The organism is Enterococcus sp. PF1-24 (genome assembly GCF_029893325.1).
Taxonomy (GTDB): domain Bacteria; phylum Bacillota; class Bacilli; order Lactobacillales; family Enterococcaceae; genus HY326.
Window position 1 is genome coordinate 44637 of the sequence record NZ_JARXWL010000006.1, and the last position, 25984, is coordinate 70620.

A 25984-nucleotide genomic window follows, 5' to 3' on the forward strand; every position below is an offset into this window, starting at 1 on the left:
AAATTGCAGATGATTTCCTTTTCATCTGCAATTTTTTGTTTTATCATGAAGAAAATATCTTAATATGAATTAGAGCTTAGGAGGAATCGACAATGGATAATTTTCGTTTTTGTGTAGGAACTGATATTCGTTTTGGCAAAGAACGTTTAGCAGAATTGCCAGAAGTTTTAGCTGAATACGGTAAAAAAGTTTTGCTAGTTTACGGTGGTGGCAGCATTAAGAAAAATGGTTTATATGATAAAATTCAAAGGCTATTAAAAGATTTTGAAATTGTAGAATTAGCTGGCGTGGAACCCAATCCTCGTTTAACAACAGTTAAAAAAGGCGCTGCTTTATGTCGTGAACAACAAATTGATGTGATTTTAGCAGTCGGTGGCGGCTCAACCGTGGACTGTTCAAAAGTGATTGCGGCAGCTACTTTTTATGAAGGAGATCCTTGGGAGTTTATTAAAGATCGGCAATACGTTGGTAAGGCATTACCATTAGTTGATATTTTAACACTAGCAGCTACCGGTAGCGAAATGAATCGTGGTGCCGTGATCAGTAATTGGGATACCAATGAAAAAATCGGCGTTGGCGGCTGGGAAATGTTGCCGAAAGTTTCTTTCTTGGATCCAGAGAATACTTTCACCGTTTCAAAATATCAAACAGCAGCTGGTTCGGCGGATATTTTAAGTCATTTATTTGAAAATTATTTCAAAAATACTGAAGGGACTGACGTGCAAGATTTTGTTGCCGAAGGTTTAATGAAGACAGTTATTAAAAATTGTCCAATTGCTTTAGTGGAACCAAACAATTATGATGCCCGTGCCAATTTAATGTGGGCCAGTACCTTAGCTTTAAACGGTTTAACCGGTAGTGGTAAAGGCGGCGCTTGGTCTTGTCACCCAATTGAACATGAGTTAAGTGCTTATTATGATATTACTCACGGAATTGGTTTAGCGATTTTAACGCCTCGCTGGTTGAAATATGTTTTAAACGAAAAAACAGCGACTAAAATTGCCCAATATGCCCGCAATGTTTGGCAAGTAACAGAAAGCGTGGATGAATTAGCAGCGCGAATCGGTATTCAAAAAACATATGACTATTTCAAAGCTTGTGGCATCCCTATGACTTTACCAGAAGTGGGGATTGATGAAGAAAAATTTGAATTAATGGCCCAACAAGCCGTTAAGCATAGCGATATTGAAAATAGTGCTTATGTTCCAATGACAGCGGCTGACGTGGTGGGGATTTTACAAGATTGTTTAATTGAATCTAGCTATCTTTAATAGCGGATGAGTAAAGAAAAAAGATTGTTGCGGTAATCGCAACAATCTTTTTTTAAAGTGAATTGAGTAAACAAGTCTCTTCACATTTTATATTATAAGTAGTATTTTTTGATAATTGTTAGGTCGTCGTTTAATTCATAAACTAATGGTTGACCTGTTGGGATTTCAAGATCCATAATATCGTCGTCAGAAATGCCTTCGATATGTTTAGCTAAAGCACGTAATGAGTTACCGTGAGCAGCAACTAAAACAGTTTTGCCATCTAATAAAGCAGGGGCAATTTGATCTTGCCAGAATGGTAAAGCACGTTCAAGAGTAACTTTTAAGTTTTCTCCTCCAGGAACGTCGCGAGGGTCTAACATTGCATAACGACGATCGTTAGCAATAGAACCTTCGTCAGTAGCTGTCATTAATGGTGGTAAAGTATCGTAAGAACGACGCCAAATATGAACTTGTTCATCACCATATTGTTCAGCTGTTTCTTTTTTATTTAAACCTTGTAATTTACCGTAATGACGTTCGTTTAAGCGCCAAGATTTAACTTGAGGCACCCATAATTGATCTGAATATTCTAAAATGTAGTTACAAGTTTTGATAGCACGAGTTAATACAGAAGTATAAGCAACATCAAATTTGATGCCAGCTTCTTTAATTTTGCGGCCACCTTCTTTGGCTTCTTCAACACCTTGGGGTGCTAAATCAACATCTGCCCAACCAGTAAATTGGTTTAAAGCATTCCATTCACTAAGACCATGACGAGAAAAAACTAATTTTGGCATGTAAAACGCTCCTTTAATAAAAAGTTTCTGAAATTTTCAATTCCATTATTATTGTACATAATTTCACGAAGAAATGCTATGGAAATCATAAAGAAAAAAATAATTTCCCTATTTGTTTGAAAAGTTTTTTGTAAGAGCTAGATTATTGCGGTTCTTTTTTGAAACGGCTAATGATAAAACCGATGATGAAGCCAACCGCAGCGGGCAACACCCAACCCATGCCTAAATCAAAAAATGGTAAGTAGTTGGCGCCGAAAGTTAAGAGCTGTTTCACTAAAGCAGTATCCTTAATCGCAGCTGGGCAAGCATTAAGAGCATCTAAAATAGCAGCGACTAAAGTGAAAGCAGTGGTAGTTTGATAAATTATTTTATAATTAGTTAGCAAAGGACTAATCAATGTTAATAAAATTAAAGTCATAGCTAATGGATAAATAAACATTAATACAGGAATTGATAAGGCAATAATATTAGTTAAACCAACATTAGCAAAAAGGCAGGCTAAGCCACAAGCTAAAGTAACAAAGAAAAGATAGCTGCGTTTAGGGAATAATTCCACAAAAGTTTCTGCAAAAGCGGTACTTAAACCGATTGCAGTTTTTAAACAAGCTACAATAATAATTAGCGCTAACAAGATACCGCCAGCTGTCCCTAAATAATGTTGAGCGATTTCAGCTAAAGCAATCCCGCCATTGGCTGAAATTGGGAAAGTTCCTAAACTCATTGTCCCCATATAAGAAAGTAATGTATAGATAACACCCATTAAAAAGATGCTGATTGTTCCAGATTTAATCATTCCTAAAGTAATATTGCGAGGTTTAGTTACCCCTAATTCTTTCACTGCGTTAACAACTAAAATCCCGAAAGCTAACGAAGCTAAAGCATCTAAAGTATTATAACCTTGCGTAAAACCGACTAAAAAAGTATGCTCTTGATAACTTTCTTGCACAACACTATTTGCGACACTGCCCAATGGTGAGATGAAAGCAAAAATAATTAAAATGCCTAACAGTAATAAAAAGAGCGGATTTAAAAATTTCCCCACATAATCTAAAATTTTAGAAGGTTTACGAGAAAGAAACCAAGCAACTGCGAAAAAGGCAATACTAAAAAGGGCTAAAGCAATTTTTTGATTTCCTTCAGGAATAAAGGGGGCCAAGCCAATTTCAAAAGAAGTTGTTGCTAAACGAGGCATTGCGAAAAATGGCCCAATCACTAAATAAAGTAATAAAGTAAAAATAAAAGCATATTTTTTATGAACCCGCGTAGCTAATTCGTAAACTCCGGCACTTTGAGAAATTCCGATAGCGACCACCCCTAAAAAAGGTAAGCCAATCCCCGTTACTAAAAAGCCTAAATTGGCTGCAAAAACTTGATTCCCAGCTTCTTGTCCCATATGAACCGGGAAAATTAAATTGCCCGCTCCGAAAAACAAACCGAAAAGCATAGAACCGATAAATAAATAATCTTTAAACTGTAATTTTTTATCCACTAGATTGGAAGCTCCCTACAAATATATTTTTATAAAAAGTAACACATATATTCAGAAAATTCAATGTTTTTGATAGGTGATGGAAATAAGTAGGAAGCAAAGTTGGCGCTTTGCCTGTTAACATATGAATGTTATTTAAAAAGACGCAATATTCAGAAAAAACTGATATTTTTTAGCAGTAAGGAATTTAAACAAATAAAAAAAGTTGCCCTCGGCATTTTAGCGAGGACAACGCAAAAGTAAATTTTAGTTAAGACTTATTTTTCTGGAGCAGGTAATTTATTTTCTAAATCGGTACGAACTACTAAAACGTCACAAGCAGCGTTACGAATAACATATTCAGAAACAGAACCGATAAATAGCCGTTCGACAGCATTTAAGCCAGTCGCACCTAACATGATTAAGTCAACTTCATGATCTTTTGGCATTTGTTTAGCGATAATTGGTTTAGGAGAGCCAAATTCAATCGCAGTAGTTACAGATTTAACGCCGTGATCTTCAGCTTCATTTTGATAGTCTTTTAAAGTTTGTTTTGCCATTTCAGTAGCTTGTTCAGCTAACACGCCATCGAAAGAAGAAACCGTCTGGAAAGCACGAGTATCAATAACATGAGCTAAAAGTAATTCAGCTTCATTTCGCTTAGCAACATTGACCGCTTTTTTGAAAGCTAATTCAGCTTCAGCAGAACCATCGACAGCAACCATAATTTTTTTATATTGTTGGAACATAGAAAACACTCCTCTCGAAATTTTGTTATCTTGCTACACTTTCATTGTAGAATACTTTTACGAAAAATAAAACTAATTCCCCTTGGTTTCTTTATCATTTTTCAAGAAAAAAGTAATGCTTTGTTGAAATTAAATAAAAGAGTAGTGAAAAACTAGTTTTCTTTCATCTTTTTAGAGAAAAATATGCTAAAGCTTCCTGATAAAATAATAATCGCTAACAATAAAATCAAAGTAATTCCTTTATTGTTAAAAAGACTAACAACTATCGAAGCAATGCCTGAAATAATGTAAATAAAGCCCCAGTGTTTTAAAAATTGCCGATTTTCAGAACTATCGCCAGTTAATGATAAAAAGACTGTCGGATTAACAATCAGAAAATAGCTAATTAAAAATAGTACAAGTGCAAAAAATATCATGGTGATAAAAATCATAGTAAACTTCCTTTCAATGCAAACCCAGCTATTAAATATAGAAAAAGCAACTTGCCAAGGCAAATTGCTTTATTCACTATCAAAGGGTAATCTCCGTCGATGCCGTTCTTCGTCCTATAGTATTGATCCCGCAATCTAAGCAGGTGGGTTCTACGGTCTGAACATTGAGCTACCAAATGAGAAGGCATGCTACCCGTTCTGACATGAAATAGATCCCGAAATATCAATAAAAATGTTCGGTCAACACACAAAAGAGACAACTCGTACATCACAGATTTCCCACCTTTATCTTAGCATAGAGTAGCAAAAATCGCAATCAAGATGATTGTGATTTTCTATTTGTTATATGCCTCTGTCAGCCTTTGAAAAAGAATAGTCAAAGCTATCTCAAAAGAGATTTTTTTCATATTTTTGATATTTAATAGGTGTTGTTTACTATTTATTAGAAAGTCAAATTTTTAACGGAAGTAATAGTTAAGAAAATAATTAGAAAATTTTCTCTTAGTAAATAAATAAAAAAACATAGTTTTTAAGCTTTCTCTGTAATATGACAAATGTTTTTTTTAAGAGAGATTTTCACACTTGAAACAATCATAATACTATTTAACATAGATACAAAAGTTTCGAGAAAGCGTTTTCTGAACGGCGGAATTCTTCGATAAGAGACAAGAAATTAATACAAAGTGATATAAATAGCTGATAAATCAAGTAATTAAAAAATACAGAAAAACTTTACTGCTAAAAATAAGGCTTAAGAAAAATATTAGAAAACTTTTTTTCTATTGATTTTACTTAGTGGGAGAGTGTATGCTTTTGTCAAATGAAGTAAACGTTTTCTGAGAGTGGTGATATTTCTTTTATTCTGAGTAAACGTTTTCTATATAAATTAGAAGTAAACGTTTACTTCTAATTTGATAGAACAATTCTAAAAAGGAGGTTAGTCATGGCAGAAATAGTAGTTATCGGTAGTTTCATGATGGATTTGGTAACGAGATGTACACGAGCACCGAAAGATGGTGAAACACTTATTGGAGAGAGCTTTATTCGTAACGCTGGCGGAAAGGGTGCAAATCAAGCAGCTGCGATTGCACGTTTGGAAAAATCTGTTTCTTTTATTGGTATGGTAGGAGAAGATGATTTCGGAAAAGAAGCAAAGCAAATATTGGCTAGTACTGGTGTTGATGTACAACAACTTTTTATGACGGATAAAGCAGCAACTGGTGTTGGCTGTGTTTGGGTAGAGGAAGAGGGAAATAATCGAATCATCGTTGTTCCAGGAGCTAATCATATTTTTGACAGCAACCATTTTGAAACAATAAAAGCAACACTAGATAATGCGAAGTTGTTGGTTTTACAATTAGAGATGGATTATGATTTGACATTTGAGATTATTGAATACGCAAAAAAAATTAATCTACCAGTATTATTAAATCCTGCACCAGCCTATCCACTATTAGATAAAACTTTATTTAATTTATCATTTTTGACACCGAATGAATCTGAACTAGCATCATTAACTAATCTACCAGTAGATACTACAGAAGACGTAGTTTTTGCTGCGACTACGCTTATCGAGAAAGGTGTAAAAAATGTAATTGTAACTTTAGGCGAAAAAGGAGCACTTTGGCTAAATGAAAATCTAGAAGTATTTCAATCACCAGCACATTCAGTAGCTGCAGTGGATACAGTAGCTGCTGGAGATTCTTTCAACGGTGCGCTAGCTTATGGAATAACAGAAGGGTGGGAAATATCTGAAATACTAACATTAGCGAATCAAGTTGGAGCATTGACAGTTACGAAAATTGGAGCAATTCAATCTTTACCTACGATGGCAGAGCTTGAAACTTTCAGAAATAAATGCTAGCGAAAAGAGAGAAGGGGTATCTATGAAGCGAGTAACAATTAAAGAAGTTGCCAAACATGCTAATGTTTCAATAGCGACTGTTTCTCGCGTCGTTAATAACTTAGGCACAGTAACTGAAGATAATCGCAAAAAAGTTCAAAAAGCTATTAAAGAGTTAAATTATTTTTCTAATACTGCGGCTTCAAATTTGAAAAAAAATAGTAGCAATGTAATTGGTATTGTTATTCCAACATTTACCAATGAGTTCTTTATGAAAATGATTAAAGGAATTGAAGATCAATTTGGGAACTCGGAGTACGTTTTCTACATTGCTAGTTCAGATGATAATCCAGAAAAAGAAAAAGCTATTTTAAGAAAATTGTTTGAAAGTAATGCAGAAGCGGTGGTTTTAGCAACAATCGGTAATAATGAAGAGTTTATACGAGAGCTTTTACGAATGCGGATGAATATTATCACTGTAGATCGTCGCATAAAATTAAATAATACTGTTGATTATATTGGAGAAAATAACTATGAATCTGCGTATAATCTGACAAAAAACTTTTTGAAAATTAATAAGAAAAAAGAATTGGTATTGTTAGGTGGTTATGAAGATCTTTCGATTGGCTATGAACGAATTGCAGGTGCTACGAAAGCCTTGGATGAAGCAGATGTTGAGTTTGATTATTACAATGGAGAATATAATGAACATTTGGCAGAGCAGATTTTTAAGCGGTTACAAGTTAGCTATCCGCAAGGTTGTGGCATAGTTTCGTTAAATAATACAATGACTACTGGTTTAATACATGGAATTTATCAGTCGGATGAGTTAAAAAATACGGAATTATATCCAATAGCTTCCTATGGACAAATTGATTTTCAAGATGTTTTTTCAAAAAATATTGTTACTTCAGTTCATCAGTTCCCTTATGAAATTGGTAAGGAAGCAGCTATGCTTTTACAAGGGAAAATTTCAGGAGAAACGAATGCGTTAACTACCAAGCTCATTGAAAATATTATTTACAGTTAAAAATTTTATTTGGAAGGTGTATTAAGTATTATGGATATTTTGAAACGTGCAAAAGAAGTCATAGAATCTGAGCGAAACGGATTAGAGTTGGCTGGAGCAGCTATTAACGATAATTATTTAGCAATTATAAAAACAATTGAAAATTGCCAAGGAAAAGTGGTTTTTACAGGAGTAGGTAAATCAGGACATATTGGGAAGAAATTAGCAGCGACTTTTGCTAGCTTGGGAACTTGTGCCATCTTTGTACACAGTACAGAATCGCTCCATGGTGACTTAGGGATGGTTCAACCAGAGGATGTTGTAGTTATGATGTCTAACAGCGGCGAAACTCAAGAAATTTTAGCTATGATAGAACCGTTAAAAAAAATCGGTTGTAAAAAAGTAGCCTTTACTTCAAAAGAACATTCTACTTTAGCAAAAAATTGTGAAGAATTATTAGCTTACCAACTGGAGCGAGAAGCAGACACTTTAAATTTAGCGCCTACAACGAGTGCGGTAATAATGTTAGCTATTGGCGATAGTATCGGTGTGACACTTTCAGAAATGAAACAATTTAGTAGCCAAGATTTTTATTTGTATCATCCTGGTGGTTCTTTAGGGAAAAAATTACAAACAAAGGGGTAGAGAAATATGAAAAAATTTTTAAGTTTGACATTGTCAGCAGCGTTGATTATGGGATTGAGTGGTTGTGGCAGCAAAGAAGAAACTAAAAAAGAGAATACAAATGATGGTAAAGTAACGATTGAATTTTGGAATCATTGGACTAGTGATGGTGGAGAAGGAAAATTCTTTACAGAAAAAATTAAAGAGTATCAAGAATTAAATCCAGATATTGAAATTATTCAAACTAATGTTCCGATTGATGATTATACAGGAACGAAATTAACAACTGCTTTTGCGACTGGCGAAGGACCTGATGTTTTTAGCGCAAGCCCAGGGACTATTAATACTTTTATTGATTCAGGGATTAATTATGATTTAAGTGATTACTTTAGTGAAGCGGTGTTAGCTGATTATTCAGAAGAGTCAATTGCCGATGTAACAAAAAATGACAAAATTATTGCGGCACCATTTGAACAGGATTTAATGGCATTATTCTATGATATAGATATGTTTGAAAAAGCTGGGATTGAACCGCCTAAAACCTGGGAAGAAATGATTGATGCCGCTAAAAAACTTACAACTTCTGATGTGTCGGGGATAACTTATGATTTAACTAAAGGAGCATACGGAAACTTTAGCTTTATGCCATTTGTATGGCAAACGGGTGGAGATTTCTTTGAAGATGATAAATCTTTATTGGATACGCCAGAAATGATTCAAGCATTAACACTATGGAAACAAATGGTAGAGGATGGTAGCGCTAATTTGAAACCATCTCGCTTTGCAAGTGATGTAGGAATAATTGGTGATGGTGAAACAGCAATGTGGATTGGTGGTAGTTTCGGAATTAAAGCATTAGAAGATGAGTATCCAGATGCAAATATTGGTGTAATTCCATTGCCAATCCCTGATGGCGGGAAACCTGCTTCTGTAGCTGGTGGTTGGAAATTAGTAGTTAACTCTCAAAGTGATGAAAAAGAGGAAGCTGCTAAGTTTGTTCAGTGGTTATTCCTAGATGAAGATGCTAAGAATAGTGTTCAATGGAACACTGAAGTTAAATTCTCTTATTCTCCAAGAAAATCTGTTATTGAAGAAGCTGGTGCAATTTATCAAGATGGGTTAAGAGCTAATTTTACTGATGAAGTTTATGGGACAGAACGCCCAGAATTATCTATGGAACCCAAAGTAGCCGATATTATTGGTGATATGATCCAGAATGCATTATTTAGTATGTCACCAGAAGAAGCTGCTAAAGATGCAGATGAAAAATTAACAGCTTATTTTGAAAGTAAATAAATAGAACAAACACACCCTTATACTTAATAACGGGTAAGGGTGTGTTGTTTAGTGGAATATTTACTAATAAGCTTAATCGATAATAAACTAGTAATGTTTTTAGCAAGAATGGAGGGTAGTTATGCTTAATAAAAAAGAAAAAATGTTTTCTAAAAATAAATCAAAAAGTAAAAGTCGTGGAGAAGCAATTACCGCTTATTTAATGTTATTACCTGATATTTTAGGTTTAGGGATATTCGTATTTATTCCGATGTTGTATGCAATTTATGTGAGTTTCCATCAATGGAATGGCTTAACAGATATGCAATTTACAGGGCTTGATAATTATAAGCGATTACTTGCAGACAAAGATTTTTTCAATTCTTTAAAAACTACATTGACTTATGCAATTATTTACATTCCTAGTGTTTACTGTATTTCATTAGGCTTAGCGATGATTACTGTCAACTTAAAAGGAAAATTAGAAGTTTTTGCTAGAATGGCTTACTTTATTCCGTATTCAATATCAACGGTAGTAGCGGCGTTAGTTTGGACTTTTATGTATGATCCGAAACGTGGTTATTTCAATAAGATTTTAGGAATGTTAGGCTTTGAAAATCAGAACTTTTTAGCGGATCGTGATCAAGCACTATTTGCAGTCATTGCGGTAGGTGTCTGGCTAATTGTAGGTTATAACATGGTGATTTTCATTTCAGCATTAAAAGATGTTCCTAAAATGTATTATGAAGCTGCTGAAATGGATGGAGCTAACGCACTTCAGAAGTTTTTTAACGTAACTATGCCGCAGATTAAAAATACGACAGTTTTCATTTTAGTAGTGACAACAATTGGCTCTTTTCAGGTTTTTGACCAAATTAAAATTATGACCAATGGTGGCCCGGCAAAAGCTACTGAAGTAACGGTTTTTAGAATCTATGATCAAGCTTTTACGATGTATGATTTTGGCTATTCGTCTACCATGGCAGTAGCGCTATTTTTCTTGATTATGGGATTATCTTATTTCCAATTTAAATCTATGGGAGAAGATAAGGGGGCATCTAAATGAGAAGTAAAAAGAAACAATGGACAATTAATATTTGTGCAATTTTATTAGCTCTAGTTTTTTTGTTTCCAATTTATGTAATGATTCTGAGTTCTCTAAAACCTAGTTCCGAAATTTTTAAAATGTCATTAATTCCAGATTTTAGCATTTTGACTTTAGATAATTTTCGAGAAGTACTAGATAATGATTTTTTCTTTAGAAGTATGTTGAATTCATTTATTATTGCGACTTCAATTACGATAGCGGCTTTATTTTTTCACTCTATGGCAGGATATGCTCTTGCGAAAATGCGATTTCCTGGAAAAAAATTGATTTTTGGGTGGTTCATGAGTACGATGATGATTCCCTTTGCAGTTATTATGATTCCACTTTTTATAATTGTACGACAAATGGGGTTGTTGAACACTTTGTGGGCAGTTATTTTGCCACTTCTACCTAATGCGTATGGCATTTTCTTATATCGACAGTTCTTTATGAATATCCCGGATTCGTTAATGGAAGCAGCCAAAATAGATGGTTTATCAAATTTCAAAATTTTTTGGAAAATCTATATGCCACTTTCAAAACCAATTACAGTTACTTTAGCAATAACTTTTTTTGTTACTAACTGGAATACGTATTTATGGCCACTTATTGTGACTCAAAAACAGGAGTTATGGGTGATTCAAGTAGCGATGGCGAATTTTAAACAAGAACATACAACTGCTTGGAATTTAATTTTAGCTGGGGCAGTAATTGCAGCTTTACCAACTGTTATCCTATTCTTTATATTCCAAAAATATATCAAAGATGGTATTAAAACTTCTGGTATGAAGGAATAGGTATGAGTTTGATTGAGATGAAAATAGCAAAATAGATTTTGATATCATAAAATGAATGAGGAGAAAATATAATGAATGGATTTGGAAGTTCACTGAGAGATATTTGTAAGGAAAGAGTTGGAAGCAGAAAACGAGTTTCTAGCTATGATACTACAGGTGGTAATCGTGACTTTTTAAAAGTTTACCCAGGTGATAGACAAGATATTGCATTAATAGAGGGAGCAGGTTGTATTACCCATATTTGGATGACCATGGCACCTTTAGAAGAAATTATGGAAGAGTTTTTATATCGAAAAATCATTTTACGCATGTATTGGGAAGATGAAGAAACACCGAGTGTGGAAGTTCCGATTGGTGATTTTTTTGGAATGGGACATGGTATTACAAAAAATTATGTTTCAGCTCCCTTTCAGATGGGACCAGAAGGTGGTCAAGCTTTAAATTGCTTTTTGCCAATGCCTTTTTCGAAGAAGGCACGTATAGAAATTGAATCAAATGCTAGTGAACCAATTAAGTTTTACTTTTATGTGGATTATGAAGCATATCAAAATGCTCCAGATACGAATTTACGTTTCCATGCATACTGGCATCGTGAAGTGACAAAAGGTATTGACTCAGATAAGGTGGATAATGCATTTTATGAGTTTGGTGGTAAAAATACAACGGGCCAAAATAATTATGTTTTATTAGAAACGGAAGGAAAAGGACATTACATTGGCTGCAATTTAAATATTCATAATCTTCGATTTACTAACAATTGGAATTGGTACGGTGAAGGCGATGATATGATTTTTATTGATGGTGAGACCTGGCCGCCTTCCCTTCACGGAACGGGAACTGAGGATTATTTTAATACAGCATGGTGTCCTACAGAGGAGTATCAAAGTCCTTACTTTGGTTTATTATTAGGTGGTGATGCCAATTGGGGTGGTAAAATTTCGACATATCGTTATCATATTGAAGATCCAGTTATGTTTGAAAAATCGATCAAAGTAACGATTGAACATGGTCATAATAATCATCGAAGTGATGATTACAGTAGTACTGCTTATTGGTATCAAACAGAACCACATCAAACTTTTAATGATATTCTACCGGTCGAAGAACGCCTACCATTACCTGATATTGTTGCTCCACATGCTAGCGAAACCGAAAATTTCTTTAATTATTAGTTAAATAAATTGTTTTCAAAAAAGAAAAGAGGCGTATCCTATTGAAAAAGAAAGTCTTTTGGTTCATTTTTTTATTAAGCGTTGTGAGTATCTGCTTTACTGCTTGTGGAAAAAAGGAAGAAGCTTCAAATAATGAACAAATTGAATTACAATTTTGGCATTTTTGGTCGAAAGATGGTGGAGAAGATAAGTTTTTCAAAAAAAGAATTGCTGAGTTTGAAGAACAGAACCCACATATCAAGATTGTCGACAGTAATATACCCGTTGATGATTATATGGGAACAAAATTGGCAACAGCATTTGCTTCTGGCGAAGGACCTGACATTTTTGTTGCTAGTCCAGGAACCATAGGTAGTTTTAAAACTGCCGGTGTTTTATATTCATTAGATGATATTTTTTCTGAAACCGTACGAGCTGATTACTCACCGGCGTCAATTGAGGCGGTAACAGATGAAAAAGGGCAAATTATAGCAGTACCAACCGAACAAGATTTAGTTGCACTATTTTATGATATTGATTTGCTAGCTGAACAGAATATAGCTCCCCCTACTACTTGGGATGAGTTACTTACTGCTGCAAAAAAACTAACAACGAATGACCGTTCGGGACTGACTTTCGAAGTTAATAAAGGTGCTTTTCAAAACTTTTTAATGATGCCTTTTTTGTGGCAACAAGGTAGCGACTATATTGTTGATGGCAAATCAAATTTGGATTCTCCAGAAGTTATAAAAGCTTTAACATTTTGGAGAGAATTTATTGATAATGGTAGTGCTAATATTAAACCTTCGCGAGGTGCAGGCGATGTAGGCATCTTAGGAGATGATGAAACTGCACTATGGATTGGTGGAACAGTAGGAATTAGAGCACTTAACGATGAGTATAAAGACCGAAATATTGGTGTTGTTCCTTTGCCCAAACCAGATGATGATGCGAAAGATGTAACGGTTGCTGGTGGTTGGAGCTTTGTAGTTAATAATCAAAGTAAACATCCTAAAGAAGCAGCAGAATTTATAAAATACATGTTTTTAGATGAATCTGGAGAAAATAGTTTGAAGTGGAATACTGAAGCGAAATTCTCATATTCTCCACGAAAAAGTGTTGTAGAAAAAGGTGAAGCCGACTATCAACAAAATCTAGCAAAAGAAATAACAGAAAATATTTATGGTACAGAACGCCCTGAATCGTCTTTACCTTCAGAAGTAAGTGATATTATCGGTGACATGATTCAAGATGCTCTATTTGGAAGTTCTCCCGAAGAAGCAGCTAAGAAAGCACATGAAAAACTGACGGAATTTATCGCAGACTATGAAGGTGATTTATAAGTTTACTATCAAAATTTTAATGTTTTTTTGAGGAACGGAGAGATCCGTTCCTTTTTTACTGCTGATTTTTGGCGATATAGTTGCATAAAATAACACTTGTATAGTTACGGATTTACACTTTCCCCGCAAAGAAAATTAGTAATAAAAAGTGGGACTAGAAAAATTTTGTTAATTATCAGAATAAGTGAAGTTTCAGCTTGCTTTTTCAAGCAAATCCACGTAACATAACTAGTATATTCATAGAAGGATTGAAAATATAATGACAAAAAATATTAAAGAGGATGATCACCGCGATTCCGCGTTATCTATAGATGAAAATACAACTGAAAAAGTAGCAACTGGTTCACAAGAATTAGCCAGTTTTAAAGAAATGATAGAAAAAAGTTTAGAAGAAGGTCGTAGAAAAAGGCAAGAGTTAATTGAAAAAGAGACCGCTGAAGCAGCTGCAGAAAAAGAAAAACAAGAAGAAATAGCAAATCAGGTAGCAGAAGCTCCACCTGAAGAGCAAGAAACTGATAAAGTAAGTTCAGAAGAAAAAGACAAAGAAGAAGTTTCCGAAGAAGCAGAAGAAGACACTGATACCGAAAAGAAAAAGAAGAAAGATAAAGAGGATGAAACTCTTAAAAGGCGTTATATCACTGGCTTGAACGGCGTGCGTTCAGTCGCAGTAATTGGCGTCATTTTATATCATTTATTGCCTTCCAGTATGAAAGGTGGGTATTTAGGAGTTCCAATATTTTTTGTCGTTTCAGGCTATTTATTAACAGATGGTTTGTTACGACAGTGGGATAATAATAAAAAAATTGATTTGAAAAATTTATATTTCCGACGAATGAAGCGATTATATCCTTCCTTGTTGGCAATGTTCTTAATGGCGATTAGCTATATGACTCTGTTTCAACGGAATTTGTTGCGAGACATTCGGCAAATTGTTGCTAGTAGTTTATTGTGGGTGAATAATTGGTGGCAGATTAATAACGGGCTTTCTTATTTTGATCGTTTTGGGAATGAATCACCATTTACGCATATTTGGTCGTTGGCGGTTGAAAGTCAGCATTTCCTGATTTGGCCTTTAATTTTTATTTTATTGAAGCGTTTCTTAGGGAAGCGTTCAAAAATGTTTTATGCGACAGCGGGCTTGGCAGTTATTTCCGGCTTATTGATGTTGATTTTATATAAACCAGGAGTAGATCCAAGCCGGGTTTATTATGGCACAGATACACGTGTGTTCTCTTTACTACTTGGTGGCGCATTAGGGATGGTTTGGCCTAGCGATAAAATCAAAGAAAAAATCTCGAAAGAAGCTCGGGCTATTTTAAATGCTATTGGAATTGCTGCGCTAATCATTGTGATTTTAGGCCTATTATTTTTGAAGGCCGACAGTACTTTCGTTTACTATGGCGGGATGTTTTTGTACAGCGTTGTGTGCTGCGTTTTAGTGGCGATTACGGCGCATCCTGGCGCATCTTTAGGGAAATGGTTAACGAATCCTGTCTTTGATTGGTTAGGTAAACGGAGTTATGGAATTTATTTATATCAATTTCCAGTTATGATTTTTTATGAAGCGAAAGTTCGTAATATTAATAATCTGTTAGGTTTACACATTATTATTGAATTAGTGCTGATTTTAGGAATTAGTGAACTTTCTTATCGCTTTATTGAAGAGCCTTTCCGCCATATGGATTATCGCCAGACTTGGCAAGATTTCAAAGTTTTTATCAAAAAACCGAAATTTTCCAAAACGCAATTGGTTTCTATCCCAATTATTGCTATGACGGTACTTAGTTTGGTGGGTTTGGTGATTGCACCAACAAAAGCTTCTGTTGAACAAGAGGCGTTGCAACAGAAAATTGCTGAAAATAAAAAACTAGCTGAAGCTAGTAAAAAGCAAGATGCTGAGAAACAAAGCAATATTGCTGGAATTGAAGACCCAGAGAATCTCTATGGGTTGCCACCAGAAAAATTAGCTATCGCAGCTAATATGCAAATTTCTGGTTTTGGTGATTCGTTAATGTTAGCAACAACCAATGAATTGCAAAATATTTTTCCTAACATTGTGGTTGATGGCGATATTGGTCGCCAGTTGATTGACAGTGCACCTTTAATCAGTAATTTGGTAGAAGAAGATCAATTGCGTGATGCGGTGATTGTTAGTTTAGGGGCGAATGGTCCTTTTTCAGAAGAAGAATTTGATGGGGTGATGGCTGCTTTTGGTGATCGCCAAATCTTTTGGGTGAATTTGTATGTGCCAACGCAACGTTGGGAGACAGAAGTAAATGCCATGTTGACGAAGATGAATGAAAAATATGCCAATCTGACTTTGATTGATTGGCATGATTACAGTAGGAGTCATCCCGAATGGTTTTATGAAGATCGTGTGCATCCTAATGAAGCGGGTTCAGTGGCTTATGCTGGCTTAGTTGCCCGAACTATTTTAAAAGATAAATAAAAAAGACTGAATGTTGCAGGAAATAAGCGCAACATTCAGTCTTTTTAGGTTATAACACGTTTAAATTTTGATGATTTGTTAAATAGCGTTCTTTATTGGGGCGAGTCAATTTTTTAAAAGCTGTTTCAGCTTTAGTAGCTTCACTGCGGGTTGAGAAGCTTTCCGCGTGAATCATCGTTAGTGGTCGCCGAGTTTGTGGGCGAGTATATTTCGCACCAGTTCCTTGATTGTGTTCATTTAAACGCCGAGCCAAATCGGTAGTATAGCCGCCGTAATAACTATTGTCGCGACAATGGAGCACGTAAAAAAAGTGTTGTTTATTTTCCATAAATCATTGCCCGCACTTCTTCTTGATAGTCATCCTGTTCATCATAAGTAATCAAAGGCGGTAATATTCGCAGACCGTCTTCTTTGCCGTTCTTGATGCTTTCGATTAATAAAATGTTGGCTTCTTTATTGGCTTTAGAATAAACAAAACGGATTTTTTTCGGAGCTAAGCGCTGTGCCCGCAGCTCATCTAAAATCTCTAAAAAGCGATCCGGGCGATGAACTAAGGCGAAACGGCCGTTTGTTTTTAATAAACGACTGGCAATTTGGACAACTTCTGTTAAATTGGTTTCAATCTCATGACGAGCGATTGCTAAATGAGCATTAGGATTTTTTTTGCTAGTGGGTAATTCCTTAAAGTATGGGGGATTACATAACACTAAATCAACGGAATCAGCTTTAATATGCTGAAAGCTGTCCTTAATATCACTTTGAATCATAGTAACTTGTGCTTCTAAGTGATTCAGTTGAATACTTCGCTGCCCCATATCAGCTAAGCGAGGTTGCAATTCAATTTGGGTAATTTCAGCACTAGTTTTTTTACTGACAAATAAACCAACAGCGCCATTGCCTGCACATAAATCAACAATCCGACCTTTTTTAGGCAGTTGTGGAAAATTCGCTAATAAGACAGCATCTAAGGAAAAAGAAAAAACTTCGGCGCTTTGAATGATTTTGACATCATCAGCGTATAATTGATCAATACGTTCATTAGGATATAATTTCATTATTTTCTACTCTTTCAAAAATTTCGCTAGATTTATTATACTCTACCAAAAAAAAGCTGCAACTAGAATTGAAGACTTTCTTTTTGCACTCCGTATGTTTATGGAGTATAATAATATTATTTACTAGAAAAAATACTTGTCAAATAAATGGATTTTAGGCATATTAAGGAATAGTTAAGATTTTAATACAAAAGCTCAGCCTGTGGGTTCAGCTTTTTAAGAAAAGGAAGAAAAATATGTTTTATCGCTTTATTCGAGTCGTTGCGCGGGTGGTTTTATTTATCGTCAACGGCAATGCTCATTATGAGAACCGTGAAGCTTTACCGCAAGACGAAAATTATATTTTAGTCGCTCCTCATCGAACCTGGTGGGAACCTGTTCATATGGCTGTAGGCGCTTCGCCGAAGAAGTTCAGTTTTATGGCAAAAGAAGAATTATTTAAAAATCCAATTTTGCGTTATATTTTAGTTCACGCCAATGCTTTCCCAGTAAAACGGGATAATCCTGGCCCGAGCGCCATTAAAACGCCAGTTAAACTTTTAAAAGATACTGATTTAAGTTTAATTATGTTTCCTAGTGGTACGCGCCATTCCACTGCTTTAAAAGGCGGTATGGCACTGATTGCTAAAATGGCGAAAGTTAAAATTGTTCCTTGTGTTTATCAAGGTCCCTTAACTTTTAAAGGGGTTTTAAAACGAAAACGAATTACTGTCCGTTTTGGAGAAGCCATTGATATTAGTGATATTAAAAAAATGGATAAAGATGGCTTAGCAGAAGTTGAAACGCGCTTGCAAGGGGCCTTTGATCAACTGGATACAGAAATTGATCCAAATTTTAAATACGAACCAAAATAATTTAAAGGAACAAGCTAAGAGAGAAAATCTTTTAGCTTGTTTTTTAGGCAATAAGCTTTATTTTTCTTTAGTTAATCTTTGAATAAATTTATTTAGAAATGTTATAATGGTTAGAAGGGCTTTTTTTATGGAAGGTGGGAGAAAGTGCGTTTTTTACATACGGGAGATTTACATATTGGCAAAAAATTACATGGTTATGATTTATTAGCGGATCAAAGAAAAATTTTAGCGGATATAGTGGCACTGGCTAAAGCTGAAAAAATTGATGCGTTAGTGATTGCTGGTGATTTATATGACCGTTCTGTGCCGCCATTAGAAGCCATTGAATTGTTAAATCAATTTGTGGAAGAAGTCAATTTACAGGAGAAAATTCCGATTTTAGCAGTTTCTGGTAATCACGACAGTGCTACCCGTTTAGCAGCTGGCAGCCGTTGGTATCAAATGACGGATTTTTATTTACATACTCAATTGGCGCAGGCTTTTCAGCCAGTTGAAATCGAAGATACGCAATTTTTCCTATTACCTTATTTTGAACCGATTGCAGCCCGTCTTTATTTTCAAGACGATAGTATTCGTACGCTAGCACAGGCGTTAGAGCGAGTTGTTCCGGAAATGGAGCAGCAGTTTGCTGCCGATAAAAAACAAGTCTTAGTGGCTCACTTTTTTGTTGCTGGTAGTGAGAAAAGTGATTCAGAAACGAAAATTGAAGTAGGAGGCTTAGATAGTGTTCCTAGTTATTTGCTGCAAAATTTTGATTATGTGGCGCTAGGGCATTTGCATAATCGTAACGCCTTACAAGAAGAAAAAATGCGGTATAGCGGCTCGCCTTTGAAATTTTCTCTTTCAGAAATGCAACAAGAAAAAGGCGTGTGGTTAGTGGACCTACCAGATTTTAAAAAAGAATTTATGCCTTTAACCCCTTTGTTTGAAATGGGGCAATTAAAAGGTAGTTTTCAAGAGCTGCTAAATCCGGATTTTTATCAAAATAACAATCGTGAAGATTATTTAGAAATTTGTTTAACGGACCAAGGCGCTATTCCTAATATGATGAATCAACTGCGGCAGGTTTATCCGCGGATTTTAAGTATTACTCGTGAGAACGGTCGAGAAATTGAACAAGCGAAAATTACTGAGCAAGTGAAACGTCGGGATTTGAAACCCCAAGAATTAATGACGACTTTTTTTGAAGAAATGACCGACCATGAGTTAACAACCCAACAAAGCAATTGGCTACAAGAAATTTTAGGAGAAGTTCAAGGGAGGGAGTAAGTATGCGACCACTACGATTGAAATTGAAAAATTTTGGTTCCTTTATTGATGAAGAAATTGATTTTTCTCAGTTAAGTAGTGCTACATTATTTTTAATTAGTGGCAAAACGGGAACCGGTAAGACGACCATTTTTGACGGCATGACTTATGCTCTTTTTGGAGAAACTTCTGGTAAATTGCGGACGGGGAAAGAAATGCGTTCGGCTTTTGCGCAACCAACGGAAGAAACTTATGTGACGTTTACTTTTGAGCATCAGGATTTAGTTTATCAAGTGATGCGGATGCCAGAGCAAATTGTCATGAAAAAAAGAGGGGCTGGCGAGCGTTCACAAGCTGCTAAAGTCAGCTTAACCGTCATGGATTTGGCTGGCAAAGAATTGCGTCAATACAATAAAAACGGTGAAGTGGCTCAACAAATATTAGAGTTGGTTCATTTGACTGCCGAGCAATTCACGCAAATCGTGTTATTACCACAAGGCAAATTCCGCACGTTTTTAAGTGCGAAAAGTGATGAGAGAGAAGTAGTTTTACGCCAATTATTTGGTACGCAAATGTTTCGTGATTTTGCAGAAAAATTAAAAGAGCGCGTGAAAGAAGCCAGTAAAGAGTGGACTGCTTCCGAAGAAAAATTAAAACTGTTGCAAGAAAATTTTGCAAGTGAAGTGGCTCTGTCAGAATTACCTAACCAAGAATTTATCGCTGAAGCACATGCTGCTATCACTTTACAGCAAGAAAAAATAGCCGTTGCCAAAACAATGTTGGCTGAGTTGCAAGTTCAAGAGCAGCAAGCAGAAAAAGCTTTTTATCAAGCACAAGAAATCAGTAAACTTTTTGCCCAGCAAGCTGACTTACTTAATCAGCAGCAACAATTACTGGCGAAAGAACCTGAAATAAAACAGCAAGAACAAAGATTGCAACAGCTAGAATGGGCGCTTGAGCAAAAGCCTTTAGTGGATAAATTGGCAGAAGCCCAAACAGAAGCCGCTAAATTAACAGCTAAACAACAAACTTTACAGACGGAAATTAATGAAAATCAGCAAGCACAGCTTGATTGGCAAAGTAAAAATCAGCTATTTCAAGAAAAATTACCAAGCTATCAAAATTGTCAGTCACAATTACAAACCGTACAACAACAGCTGCCATTAGCAGAAAAATTAGCAGCCGACCAAAAGCAGCTAACCGAAGTTACCGCAGCCATTGCGAAAACGGCAGCGGAAATTGCTGAAAACAAGCAAGCTCAGGATACTTTAGCCCAGCAACAACTAGCTATCACAGAAATAGTTGTTGGTGGAGAAACTTTGCAGCAAACAACGAATTTTTTAGCTTTATTTCAAGAAAAATTAAAACAATTGACCAAGCGAAAACAAGAGCAAGAAAAACTTCAAGGACAGGCTGAGCAAAATAAAAGAGCATCAGCTACTACTGCTGAAAAATTGACCGCGGTTGAAGCCAGCGTTGCAACAAAAACTATTGCTTATACCGCAGTTAAAAATGACTGGTTAAAAATGCAAATTGCCCGTTTAAGCTTGGAGCTCACTGACGACGAACCGTGCCCAGTTTGTGGTGCGCTAGAGCATCCGCAACCTTTTGCTAAAGAGGCTGATTATTCCAGCGAGAGCATTCGACAGCAAGAAGCAAGTCTGGCTTTGTTAGAAGAAGAGCTTGAAAAATTAAAACAAGAACAAACGACTTTGCAGGCTGAAAGTCAGCATTTATTGGCGGAAGAGCAAAATCTTGTACAACAAATTTTAGTTGCTGAAGCTGAAGCAGAAAATTTATTAGCAGAGTTAACTACTTTATTAGTAGCAAATAGCCAATCACCAATCGCTACCTTAGCTGAAGGCGAGCACCTCCTGCTACAGTTGCGAAGTGAAATTACTTTGCAAGAGCAGGAATTAGCAGATGCTAAAAACCAATTGCAAACAGTTCAGCAGCAACAACGAGTTTTAGTTGAAGAACAAAAGTCAGCTGATTTAGCGCAACACGAATTGAAGCAACAACAAGCTAGTTTAGCTGGAGGCATCAGTAGTTTACAAGCGCAAGGGGTGTCAGCCTCTTATCAAGAATTAGCGGAATTACAACAACAATTGACGCTAGAAATCAGCGTTTACCAAAAAGAAGAGAGCTTGTTAGCTGAAGAGTCAACACAGCTGAAGCAACAAGAAATTCGCTTAGAGGAACAACTAACTTATAATCTGCAAGCTTTAAAGACGGCTGAGAGCACGAGCGAACAACAGCATCAACTGCTACAACAAGAATTAGCCACCGCTGAAATGGCAGGAAATTTAACGGTGCTTCAAGCGTGGCTACAAGATACTGCAGAAATCAGTAGCATGCGTCAGGAAATTCAAGCTTATCAATTACAAAAAAATCTCAATCAGCAACAGCTTCAAACGTTGGCAGAACAACTGACGCAAAAAGCACCACCGCAATTAACAGAATTTGAAACAGCTTTAGCGCTGAGTCGTGAAAAAGTGCAAAATCAACAAGCTGAAATTTATCAATTGGCAAGTCAGCTGACGCAAAATCAAGAAACTTTGGCTAATTTTACGCAACTTTATCAAAAAAATCAGCAAAAACTGGATGAATTTAAACAGTTATCTGAGTTGAGTCAAGTGATGAATGGTGATAACGCCATGAAAACCAGTTTGGAACGCTATATTTTGCAAAGTTATTTGCAGGAAGTTTTACAAATTGCCAATCAGCGTTTAGGGCTTTTAACACGGAATCGTTATCAGTTTGAACTTTCTACGGCAATTGGTAGTCGCCGCAATGTTACTGGCCTAGAGATTAATATTTATGACGATGATGCCGGAAATAGTCGCAGTGCCAATACGCTTTCGGGTGGTGAGAGCTTTATTGCTGCTTTGGCGTTAGCTTTATCTTTAGCGGAAGTCATTCAAAATCAAAGTGGTGGAATTTCAATTGAGGCGCTATTTATTGATGAAGGCTTTGGTTCTTTAGATGAAGAGTCGTTAAATATGGCGATGGAAGCTTTAGAAACCATTGAAAGCGATGGTCGCATGATTGGCATTATCAGTCATGTCGGCGAGTTGAAAGAGCGAATTCCACAACAAATTTTAGTGACGGGGAATGGCAGCGGGCAAAGCGAGATTACCTATCAATTATAGTTAAAAGTTAAGTAGCTAGCAAAATGAGGTTTCCCTCACTTTGTTAAAGGAAGAGGTGATAAAATTGAAATGGACAATTCCAGAAAAAATTATTGAGCTAGGCCGCAATTATGTACAAAAAGGCCGCGTTTTATCAGCGGAACCAGATTATAATGAACGAATTTGGCATGCAGAAGTGATGGGAAGTAAATTATATGAAGTCCGTCTTGATGGTTCACCCTTGGAAAAAGATTGGTGCACTTGCGCTTACTGGCAAGATCATCAGTATTGTCGGCATACCGTAGCCGTTGAACTGTATTTAAAACAAAAAGGCATTTCGCGAGTAATTGATAAACCAACTACTGAATTTATCGCTTCCCGTTCAGAAGTCTTTACCAAAGGTTTTTCCCGAATTTTAGCAAAGCCAGCTGCGACAACAGTGCCAGCTTTAGCTTTAGAATGCCAAGTGGAGATGGTGGCAGAAAATCTTTTCCGCCCAGAAGAAAATTTATTTAGTTTACAATTAAAAGTTGGCTTTTTAGCGAATAAGAAGCGACTTTATGTAGTTAAAAATATTTATGATTTCTTAGAAATGTGGTTTCTTGAAGGGAATTATGAAATTAATCAAGAAAAAGTTCACTTAGCCCGTTCGGCTTTTGATGAAGAAATCAATGGTTTGCTGCTAGAGCTATATGGTTTAGCAAAAACGCAACAACTTGGTGGTAGCAACGCCAACTTAGATCGTACCCGATTTGCAAAACGGGCTTTATTACTGCCGCCACAACAGGGTGGCAGATTGTTAGAAGAAATGAGTCGTTTGCGAGTTTTGCAATTGAAATTAGATAAAAAAATAACCCGCAAAATTTCTTTTAGCGAAAATAAACGCCCTTTGGATTTTTCTGTGGAAAGTAAAGCCGGTGGTTATTGGTTAAAATTTCAAACTTTATTTGATTATTACTTGGCTAATTATCATTGGGGCGTTATCGGCAATCATTTTTATAGCTTTGATAATCAGCAAGAAGAAATTTATTTGACCTTACAACAATTGCTGAAACGGTTTAAAGAACAAGCGATTGCTTATGATAAATCAGAACTGCTGCCTTTATTTAAAGAAGTGGTGCCATTGCTTAAAAAAATCGGGACAGTGACGGTGGTTGAAGAAATTTTAGCTGAATTGGTGGATGAGCCTTTAGCTTTAAAAATGTATTTCCACCGTGAAAAAGCCGAAATTACTTTGCGGATTGATGCCCATTATGGCACAGCTATTTATTCTACCGATAAAAAGCATCAACAATTACCTACAACGAAAAAAGTTTTACGAGATACTAAAGAAGAAAAACAGTTGGCTCAGCGCTTTTTGGCGTTAGGTTATCAAGAAACAGCAACTGGGATGGCGAAAACTTTACCGCAAGGGTCAGCTTTATATCAATTTTTCACGCAAGAACTGCCGTTTTTCAGACAATTTGGAGAAGTAGTATTATCTAAAGCTTTACGAGAACTATTTTTAGATGCCCAGCAGTTTCGTCCGCAACTATCCATTAAGGAAAGTGATTCTTGGTTGGATATTCATTTTGATATTTCAGGAATTGATGATGATGAGATTGATGCAATTTTACAGCGTTTACTAAACCAAGAAAATTTTTATACTATGAAAAATGGCGAGATACTGTCTTTGGAATCCGAGAGTTTCCAGCAAGCCAGTCAGTTTTTACAACAACTTCGTCATCGTTTGCAAAAAGATACTGTTGAATTAAAAGTGCCTAAATATCAAGCGCTATTTCTGAAAGAGCAAGAACAAGATTTTGACATTCCAATTGATTGGGCACCGAGCTTGCAACAATTAACGCTGGATTTAATTCATCCAGAAAACTATCAGGTTGATTTGCCAACTGCTTTACAAGCAGAATTACGACCTTATCAGCTAACGGGTTTCCGTTGGTTAAAAATGCTAAGTGACTATCATCTTGGTGGGATTTTAGCTGATGAAATGGGTTTAGGGAAAACTTTACAAGCCATTACCTATTTATTAGCAGAAAAAGAAAGCACAGATAATCAGTTGTTAAGAGCTGTAATCGTTGCACCCGCTAGTTTAATTTATAATTGGCAGGCAGAATTGAAAAAATTTGCGCCAAGTTTACAAGTTTGCGTGGTTTCCGGCAGTAAAGCCGAGCGGCAGCAATTGTTAACAGCAGCCGCGGATGTTTTTATCACTTCTTACGGGACGTTACGACAAGACAGCCAAATTTATGAAGAAGCCCAATTGAATTATTTAATCTTAGATGAAGCACAAATGGTTAAAAATAGTGCCAGCAAAACAGCGCAAGCCTTGCGGGATTTAACGATTCCTAAGCGCTTTGCTTTAAGCGGCACGCCGATTGAAAATAATTTAGGGGAACTGTGGTCGCTTTTCCAAATTATCATGCCAGGCTTTTTCCCTAGCAAAGAAAAATTCAATCAACTAAGTACTGCCATGGTTGCGCAAATGATTCGACCTTTTGTTTTACGGCGAGCAAAAAGCGATGTCTTAGATGATTTGCCAGAAAAAATTGAAATGAATATTTACAGTGATTTAACAGAAGAACAAAAAACAGTTTATCTAGCTCACTTGCGGCAAATGCAAGAGCAAGTGGCGGGCATGGATAGCAATGCCTTTAAACAAAATCGGATTGGTATTTTAGCGGGCTTAACCCGCTTGCGCCAAATTTGTTGTCATCCAAAATTATTTATTCCTGATTATGTTGGGGACTCTGGAAAATTAGAGCAGCTAAAAGAATTAGTGGTAACTGCCAAAGAAAATAATCATAAAATTTTATTATTTTCACAGTTTACTTCTATGTTGACGATTATTGAAGAAGAATTTCAAAAATTGGGGATTAGTACTTTTTATTTACGAGGGAGTACCAACCCGAAACGGCGTTTAGAGATGGTTAATGCTTTTAATGAAGGGGAAAAAGATGTCTTTCTAATTTCTCTAAAAGCTGGTGGCACGGGGCTAAACTTAACCGGTGCCGATACCGTTATCTTGTACGATTTGTGGTGGAATCCCGCGGTTGAAGAACAAGCAGCCGGCAGAGCCCATCGAATTGGTCAAAAAAACGTGGTAGAAGTTTGGCGTTTATTGGCAGAAGGCACTGTAGAGGAACGGATTGACTTATTGCAAAATGAAAAACGTAAATTGTTCCAACAAGTCATTCAAGGGGACGAAGAGCAGTTACAACGTTTGACAGAAGACGATATTCGCACGATTTTAAGTATCGGGGCGGAGAATTAAGATTGATTAATAAGCAAGCAGGGGGAAAAAATCTCTTGCTTGTTTTTTGATATTTTTATTAATCAATATATTTTATTACTAAAATTGAAAATATTTTTTTGGAAAGATGGGTGACATTTTCTTTAAAAACTTTCGTTTATAGAGTGGAG

General features: G+C 36.0%; 20 protein-coding genes and 1 other RNA gene. 14 read left to right on the plus strand and 7 right to left on the minus strand.

Translation table 11 applies throughout. The features are described from left to right. Positions 1-92 precede the first annotated feature (92 nt). Entirely contained in the window at positions 93-1271 is a 1179-nt protein-coding gene (locus M2139_RS04115) for an iron-containing alcohol dehydrogenase (protein WP_280737563.1), read from the plus strand. Between the two features lie 92 nt (positions 1272-1363). Here the strand turns inward: M2139_RS04115 and gpmA are convergent, their stop codons facing one another. The 5 genes from gpmA to ssrS form a co-directional block, all read right to left on the minus strand. Next, positions 1364-2050: a 2,3-diphosphoglycerate-dependent phosphoglycerate mutase gene (gene gpmA, locus M2139_RS04120; RefSeq protein ID WP_280737562.1), complete on the minus strand. Its 687-nt coding sequence runs from the start codon at positions 2048-2050 to the stop codon at positions 1364-1366. A gap of 142 nt (positions 2051-2192) precedes the next feature. Then, positions 2193-3539: a branched-chain amino acid transport system II carrier protein gene (brnQ, locus tag M2139_RS04125; protein ID WP_280737561.1), complete on the minus strand. Its 1347-nt coding sequence runs from the start codon at positions 3537-3539 to the stop codon at positions 2193-2195. A gap of 257 nt (positions 3540-3796) precedes the next feature. Then, positions 3797-4267: a universal stress protein gene (locus M2139_RS04130; protein ID WP_280737560.1), complete on the minus strand. Its 471-nt coding sequence runs from the start codon at positions 4265-4267 to the stop codon at positions 3797-3799. A gap of 152 nt (positions 4268-4419) precedes the next feature. Continuing rightward, positions 4420-4698 (minus strand): hypothetical protein, encoded by a 279-nt coding sequence (locus M2139_RS04135; RefSeq protein WP_280737559.1) that lies wholly within the window; start codon positions 4696-4698, stop codon positions 4420-4422. A gap of 86 nt (positions 4699-4784) precedes the next feature. Beyond that, positions 4785-4978: non-coding RNA, 6S RNA (gene ssrS, locus M2139_RS04140), on the minus strand. A gap of 663 nt (positions 4979-5641) precedes the next feature. On the opposite strand from ssrS, the gene rbsK reads away from it, so the two are divergent. From rbsK to M2139_RS04185, 9 genes are all read left to right on the plus strand, one after another. Beyond that, positions 5642-6562 (plus strand): ribokinase, encoded by a 921-nt coding sequence (rbsK, locus tag M2139_RS04145; RefSeq protein WP_280737558.1) that lies wholly within the window; start codon positions 5642-5644, stop codon positions 6560-6562. A 22-nt stretch (positions 6563-6584) separates the two neighbouring features. After that, complete coding sequence (locus M2139_RS04150; RefSeq protein ID WP_280737557.1) at positions 6585-7571, plus strand: LacI family DNA-binding transcriptional regulator; 987 nt, start codon at positions 6585-6587, stop codon at positions 7569-7571. Between the two features lie 30 nt (positions 7572-7601). After that, positions 7602-8195 carry an SIS domain-containing protein gene (locus M2139_RS04155; RefSeq protein ID WP_280737556.1) on the plus strand — a complete coding sequence of 198 codons (594 nt, stop codon included), beginning with the start codon at positions 7602-7604 and terminating at the stop codon, positions 8193-8195. 6 nt (positions 8196-8201) lie between these two features. Beyond that, on the plus strand, positions 8202-9470 hold the full coding sequence (locus tag M2139_RS04160) for a sugar ABC transporter substrate-binding protein (protein ID WP_280737555.1): 1269 nt from the start codon (positions 8202-8204) through the stop codon (positions 9468-9470). A gap of 121 nt (positions 9471-9591) precedes the next feature. After that, the gene (locus M2139_RS04165) at positions 9592-10515 is read left to right on the plus strand and encodes a sugar ABC transporter permease (RefSeq protein WP_280737554.1); all 924 of its coding nucleotides are present in this window, start codon (positions 9592-9594) and stop codon (positions 10513-10515) included. Further along, positions 10512-11333, plus strand: coding sequence for a carbohydrate ABC transporter permease (locus M2139_RS04170; RefSeq protein ID WP_280737553.1), 822 nt, complete (start codon positions 10512-10514; stop codon positions 11331-11333). The genes M2139_RS04165 and M2139_RS04170 overlap by 4 nt, the downstream gene beginning before the upstream one ends. A gap of 71 nt (positions 11334-11404) precedes the next feature. Then, positions 11405-12505, plus strand: coding sequence for a glycoside hydrolase family 172 protein (locus M2139_RS04175; protein ID WP_280737552.1), 1101 nt, complete (start codon positions 11405-11407; stop codon positions 12503-12505). Between the two features lie 41 nt (positions 12506-12546). After that, entirely contained in the window at positions 12547-13827 is a 1281-nt protein-coding gene (locus M2139_RS04180) for an ABC transporter substrate-binding protein (protein ID WP_280737551.1), read from the plus strand. Between the two features lie 259 nt (positions 13828-14086). Next, on the plus strand, positions 14087-16276 hold the full coding sequence (locus tag M2139_RS04185) for an acyltransferase family protein (RefSeq protein ID WP_280737550.1): 2190 nt from the start codon (positions 14087-14089) through the stop codon (positions 16274-16276). Positions 16277-16325: 49 nt separating this feature from the next. Here M2139_RS04185 and M2139_RS04190 read toward each other — a convergent pair whose 3' ends face one another. Together M2139_RS04190 and M2139_RS04195 are read right to left on the minus strand one after the other, a co-directional pair. Further along, positions 16326-16604 (minus strand): GIY-YIG nuclease family protein, encoded by a 279-nt coding sequence (locus tag M2139_RS04190; RefSeq protein ID WP_280737549.1) that lies wholly within the window; start codon positions 16602-16604, stop codon positions 16326-16328. After that, on the minus strand, positions 16594-17331 hold the full coding sequence (locus tag M2139_RS04195; RefSeq protein ID WP_280737548.1) for a tRNA1(Val) (adenine(37)-N6)-methyltransferase: 738 nt from the start codon (positions 17329-17331) through the stop codon (positions 16594-16596). The genes M2139_RS04190 and M2139_RS04195 overlap by 11 nt, the downstream gene beginning before the upstream one ends. Positions 17332-17567: 236 nt before the next feature. Between M2139_RS04195 and M2139_RS04200 the strand changes: the two genes are divergently transcribed. The 4 genes from M2139_RS04200 (at position 17568) to M2139_RS04215 (ending at position 25835) form a co-directional block, all read left to right on the plus strand. Next, positions 17568-18185, plus strand: a complete 618-nt coding sequence (locus M2139_RS04200; RefSeq protein ID WP_280737547.1) for a 1-acyl-sn-glycerol-3-phosphate acyltransferase — start codon at positions 17568-17570, stop codon at positions 18183-18185. Positions 18186-18329: 144 nt separating this feature from the next. Then, a complete protein-coding gene (locus M2139_RS04205; RefSeq protein WP_280737546.1) occupies positions 18330-19454 on the plus strand; it encodes an exonuclease SbcCD subunit D in 1125 nt (374 codons plus the stop codon). A gap of 2 nt (positions 19455-19456) precedes the next feature. Then, positions 19457-22585 (plus strand): SMC family ATPase, encoded by a 3129-nt coding sequence (locus tag M2139_RS04210; RefSeq protein WP_280737545.1) that lies wholly within the window; start codon positions 19457-19459, stop codon positions 22583-22585. A 64-nt stretch (positions 22586-22649) separates the two neighbouring features. After that, entirely contained in the window at positions 22650-25835 is a 3186-nt protein-coding gene (locus M2139_RS04215; RefSeq protein ID WP_280737544.1) for a DEAD/DEAH box helicase, read from the plus strand. The last annotated feature ends 149 nt before the right edge of the window (positions 25836-25984 follow it).

Coding starts and splice junctions, on each gene's coding strand:
- M2139_RS04190 (WP_280737549.1), bottom strand. CDS start 16,604: ATGGAAAATAAACAACACTTTTTTTACGTGCTCCATTGTCGCGACAAT.
- M2139_RS04185 (WP_280737550.1), top strand. CDS start 14,087: ATGACAAAAAATATTAAAGAGGATGATCACCGCGATTCCGCGTTATCT.
- M2139_RS04155 (WP_280737556.1), top strand. CDS start 7,602: ATGGATATTTTGAAACGTGCAAAAGAAGTCATAGAATCTGAGCGAAAC.
- M2139_RS04135 (WP_280737559.1), bottom strand. CDS start 4,698: ATGATTTTTATCACCATGATATTTTTTGCACTTGTACTATTTTTAATT.
- M2139_RS04115 (WP_280737563.1), top strand. CDS start 93: ATGGATAATTTTCGTTTTTGTGTAGGAACTGATATTCGTTTTGGCAAA.
- M2139_RS04195 (WP_280737548.1), bottom strand. CDS start 17,331: ATGAAATTATATCCTAATGAACGTATTGATCAATTATACGCTGATGAT.
- rbsK (WP_280737558.1), top strand. CDS start 5,642: ATGGCAGAAATAGTAGTTATCGGTAGTTTCATGATGGATTTGGTAACG.
- M2139_RS04170 (WP_280737553.1), top strand. CDS start 10,512: ATGAGAAGTAAAAAGAAACAATGGACAATTAATATTTGTGCAATTTTA.
- M2139_RS04165 (WP_280737554.1), top strand. CDS start 9,592: ATGCTTAATAAAAAAGAAAAAATGTTTTCTAAAAATAAATCAAAAAGT.
- M2139_RS04210 (WP_280737545.1), top strand. CDS start 19,457: ATGCGACCACTACGATTGAAATTGAAAAATTTTGGTTCCTTTATTGAT.
- gpmA (WP_280737562.1), bottom strand. CDS start 2,050: ATGCCAAAATTAGTTTTTTCTCGTCATGGTCTTAGTGAATGGAATGCT.
- M2139_RS04200 (WP_280737547.1), top strand. CDS start 17,568: ATGTTTTATCGCTTTATTCGAGTCGTTGCGCGGGTGGTTTTATTTATC.
- M2139_RS04150 (WP_280737557.1), top strand. CDS start 6,585: ATGAAGCGAGTAACAATTAAAGAAGTTGCCAAACATGCTAATGTTTCA.
- M2139_RS04175 (WP_280737552.1), top strand. CDS start 11,405: ATGAATGGATTTGGAAGTTCACTGAGAGATATTTGTAAGGAAAGAGTT.
- M2139_RS04130 (WP_280737560.1), bottom strand. CDS start 4,267: ATGTTCCAACAATATAAAAAAATTATGGTTGCTGTCGATGGTTCTGCT.
- M2139_RS04160 (WP_280737555.1), top strand. CDS start 8,202: ATGAAAAAATTTTTAAGTTTGACATTGTCAGCAGCGTTGATTATGGGA.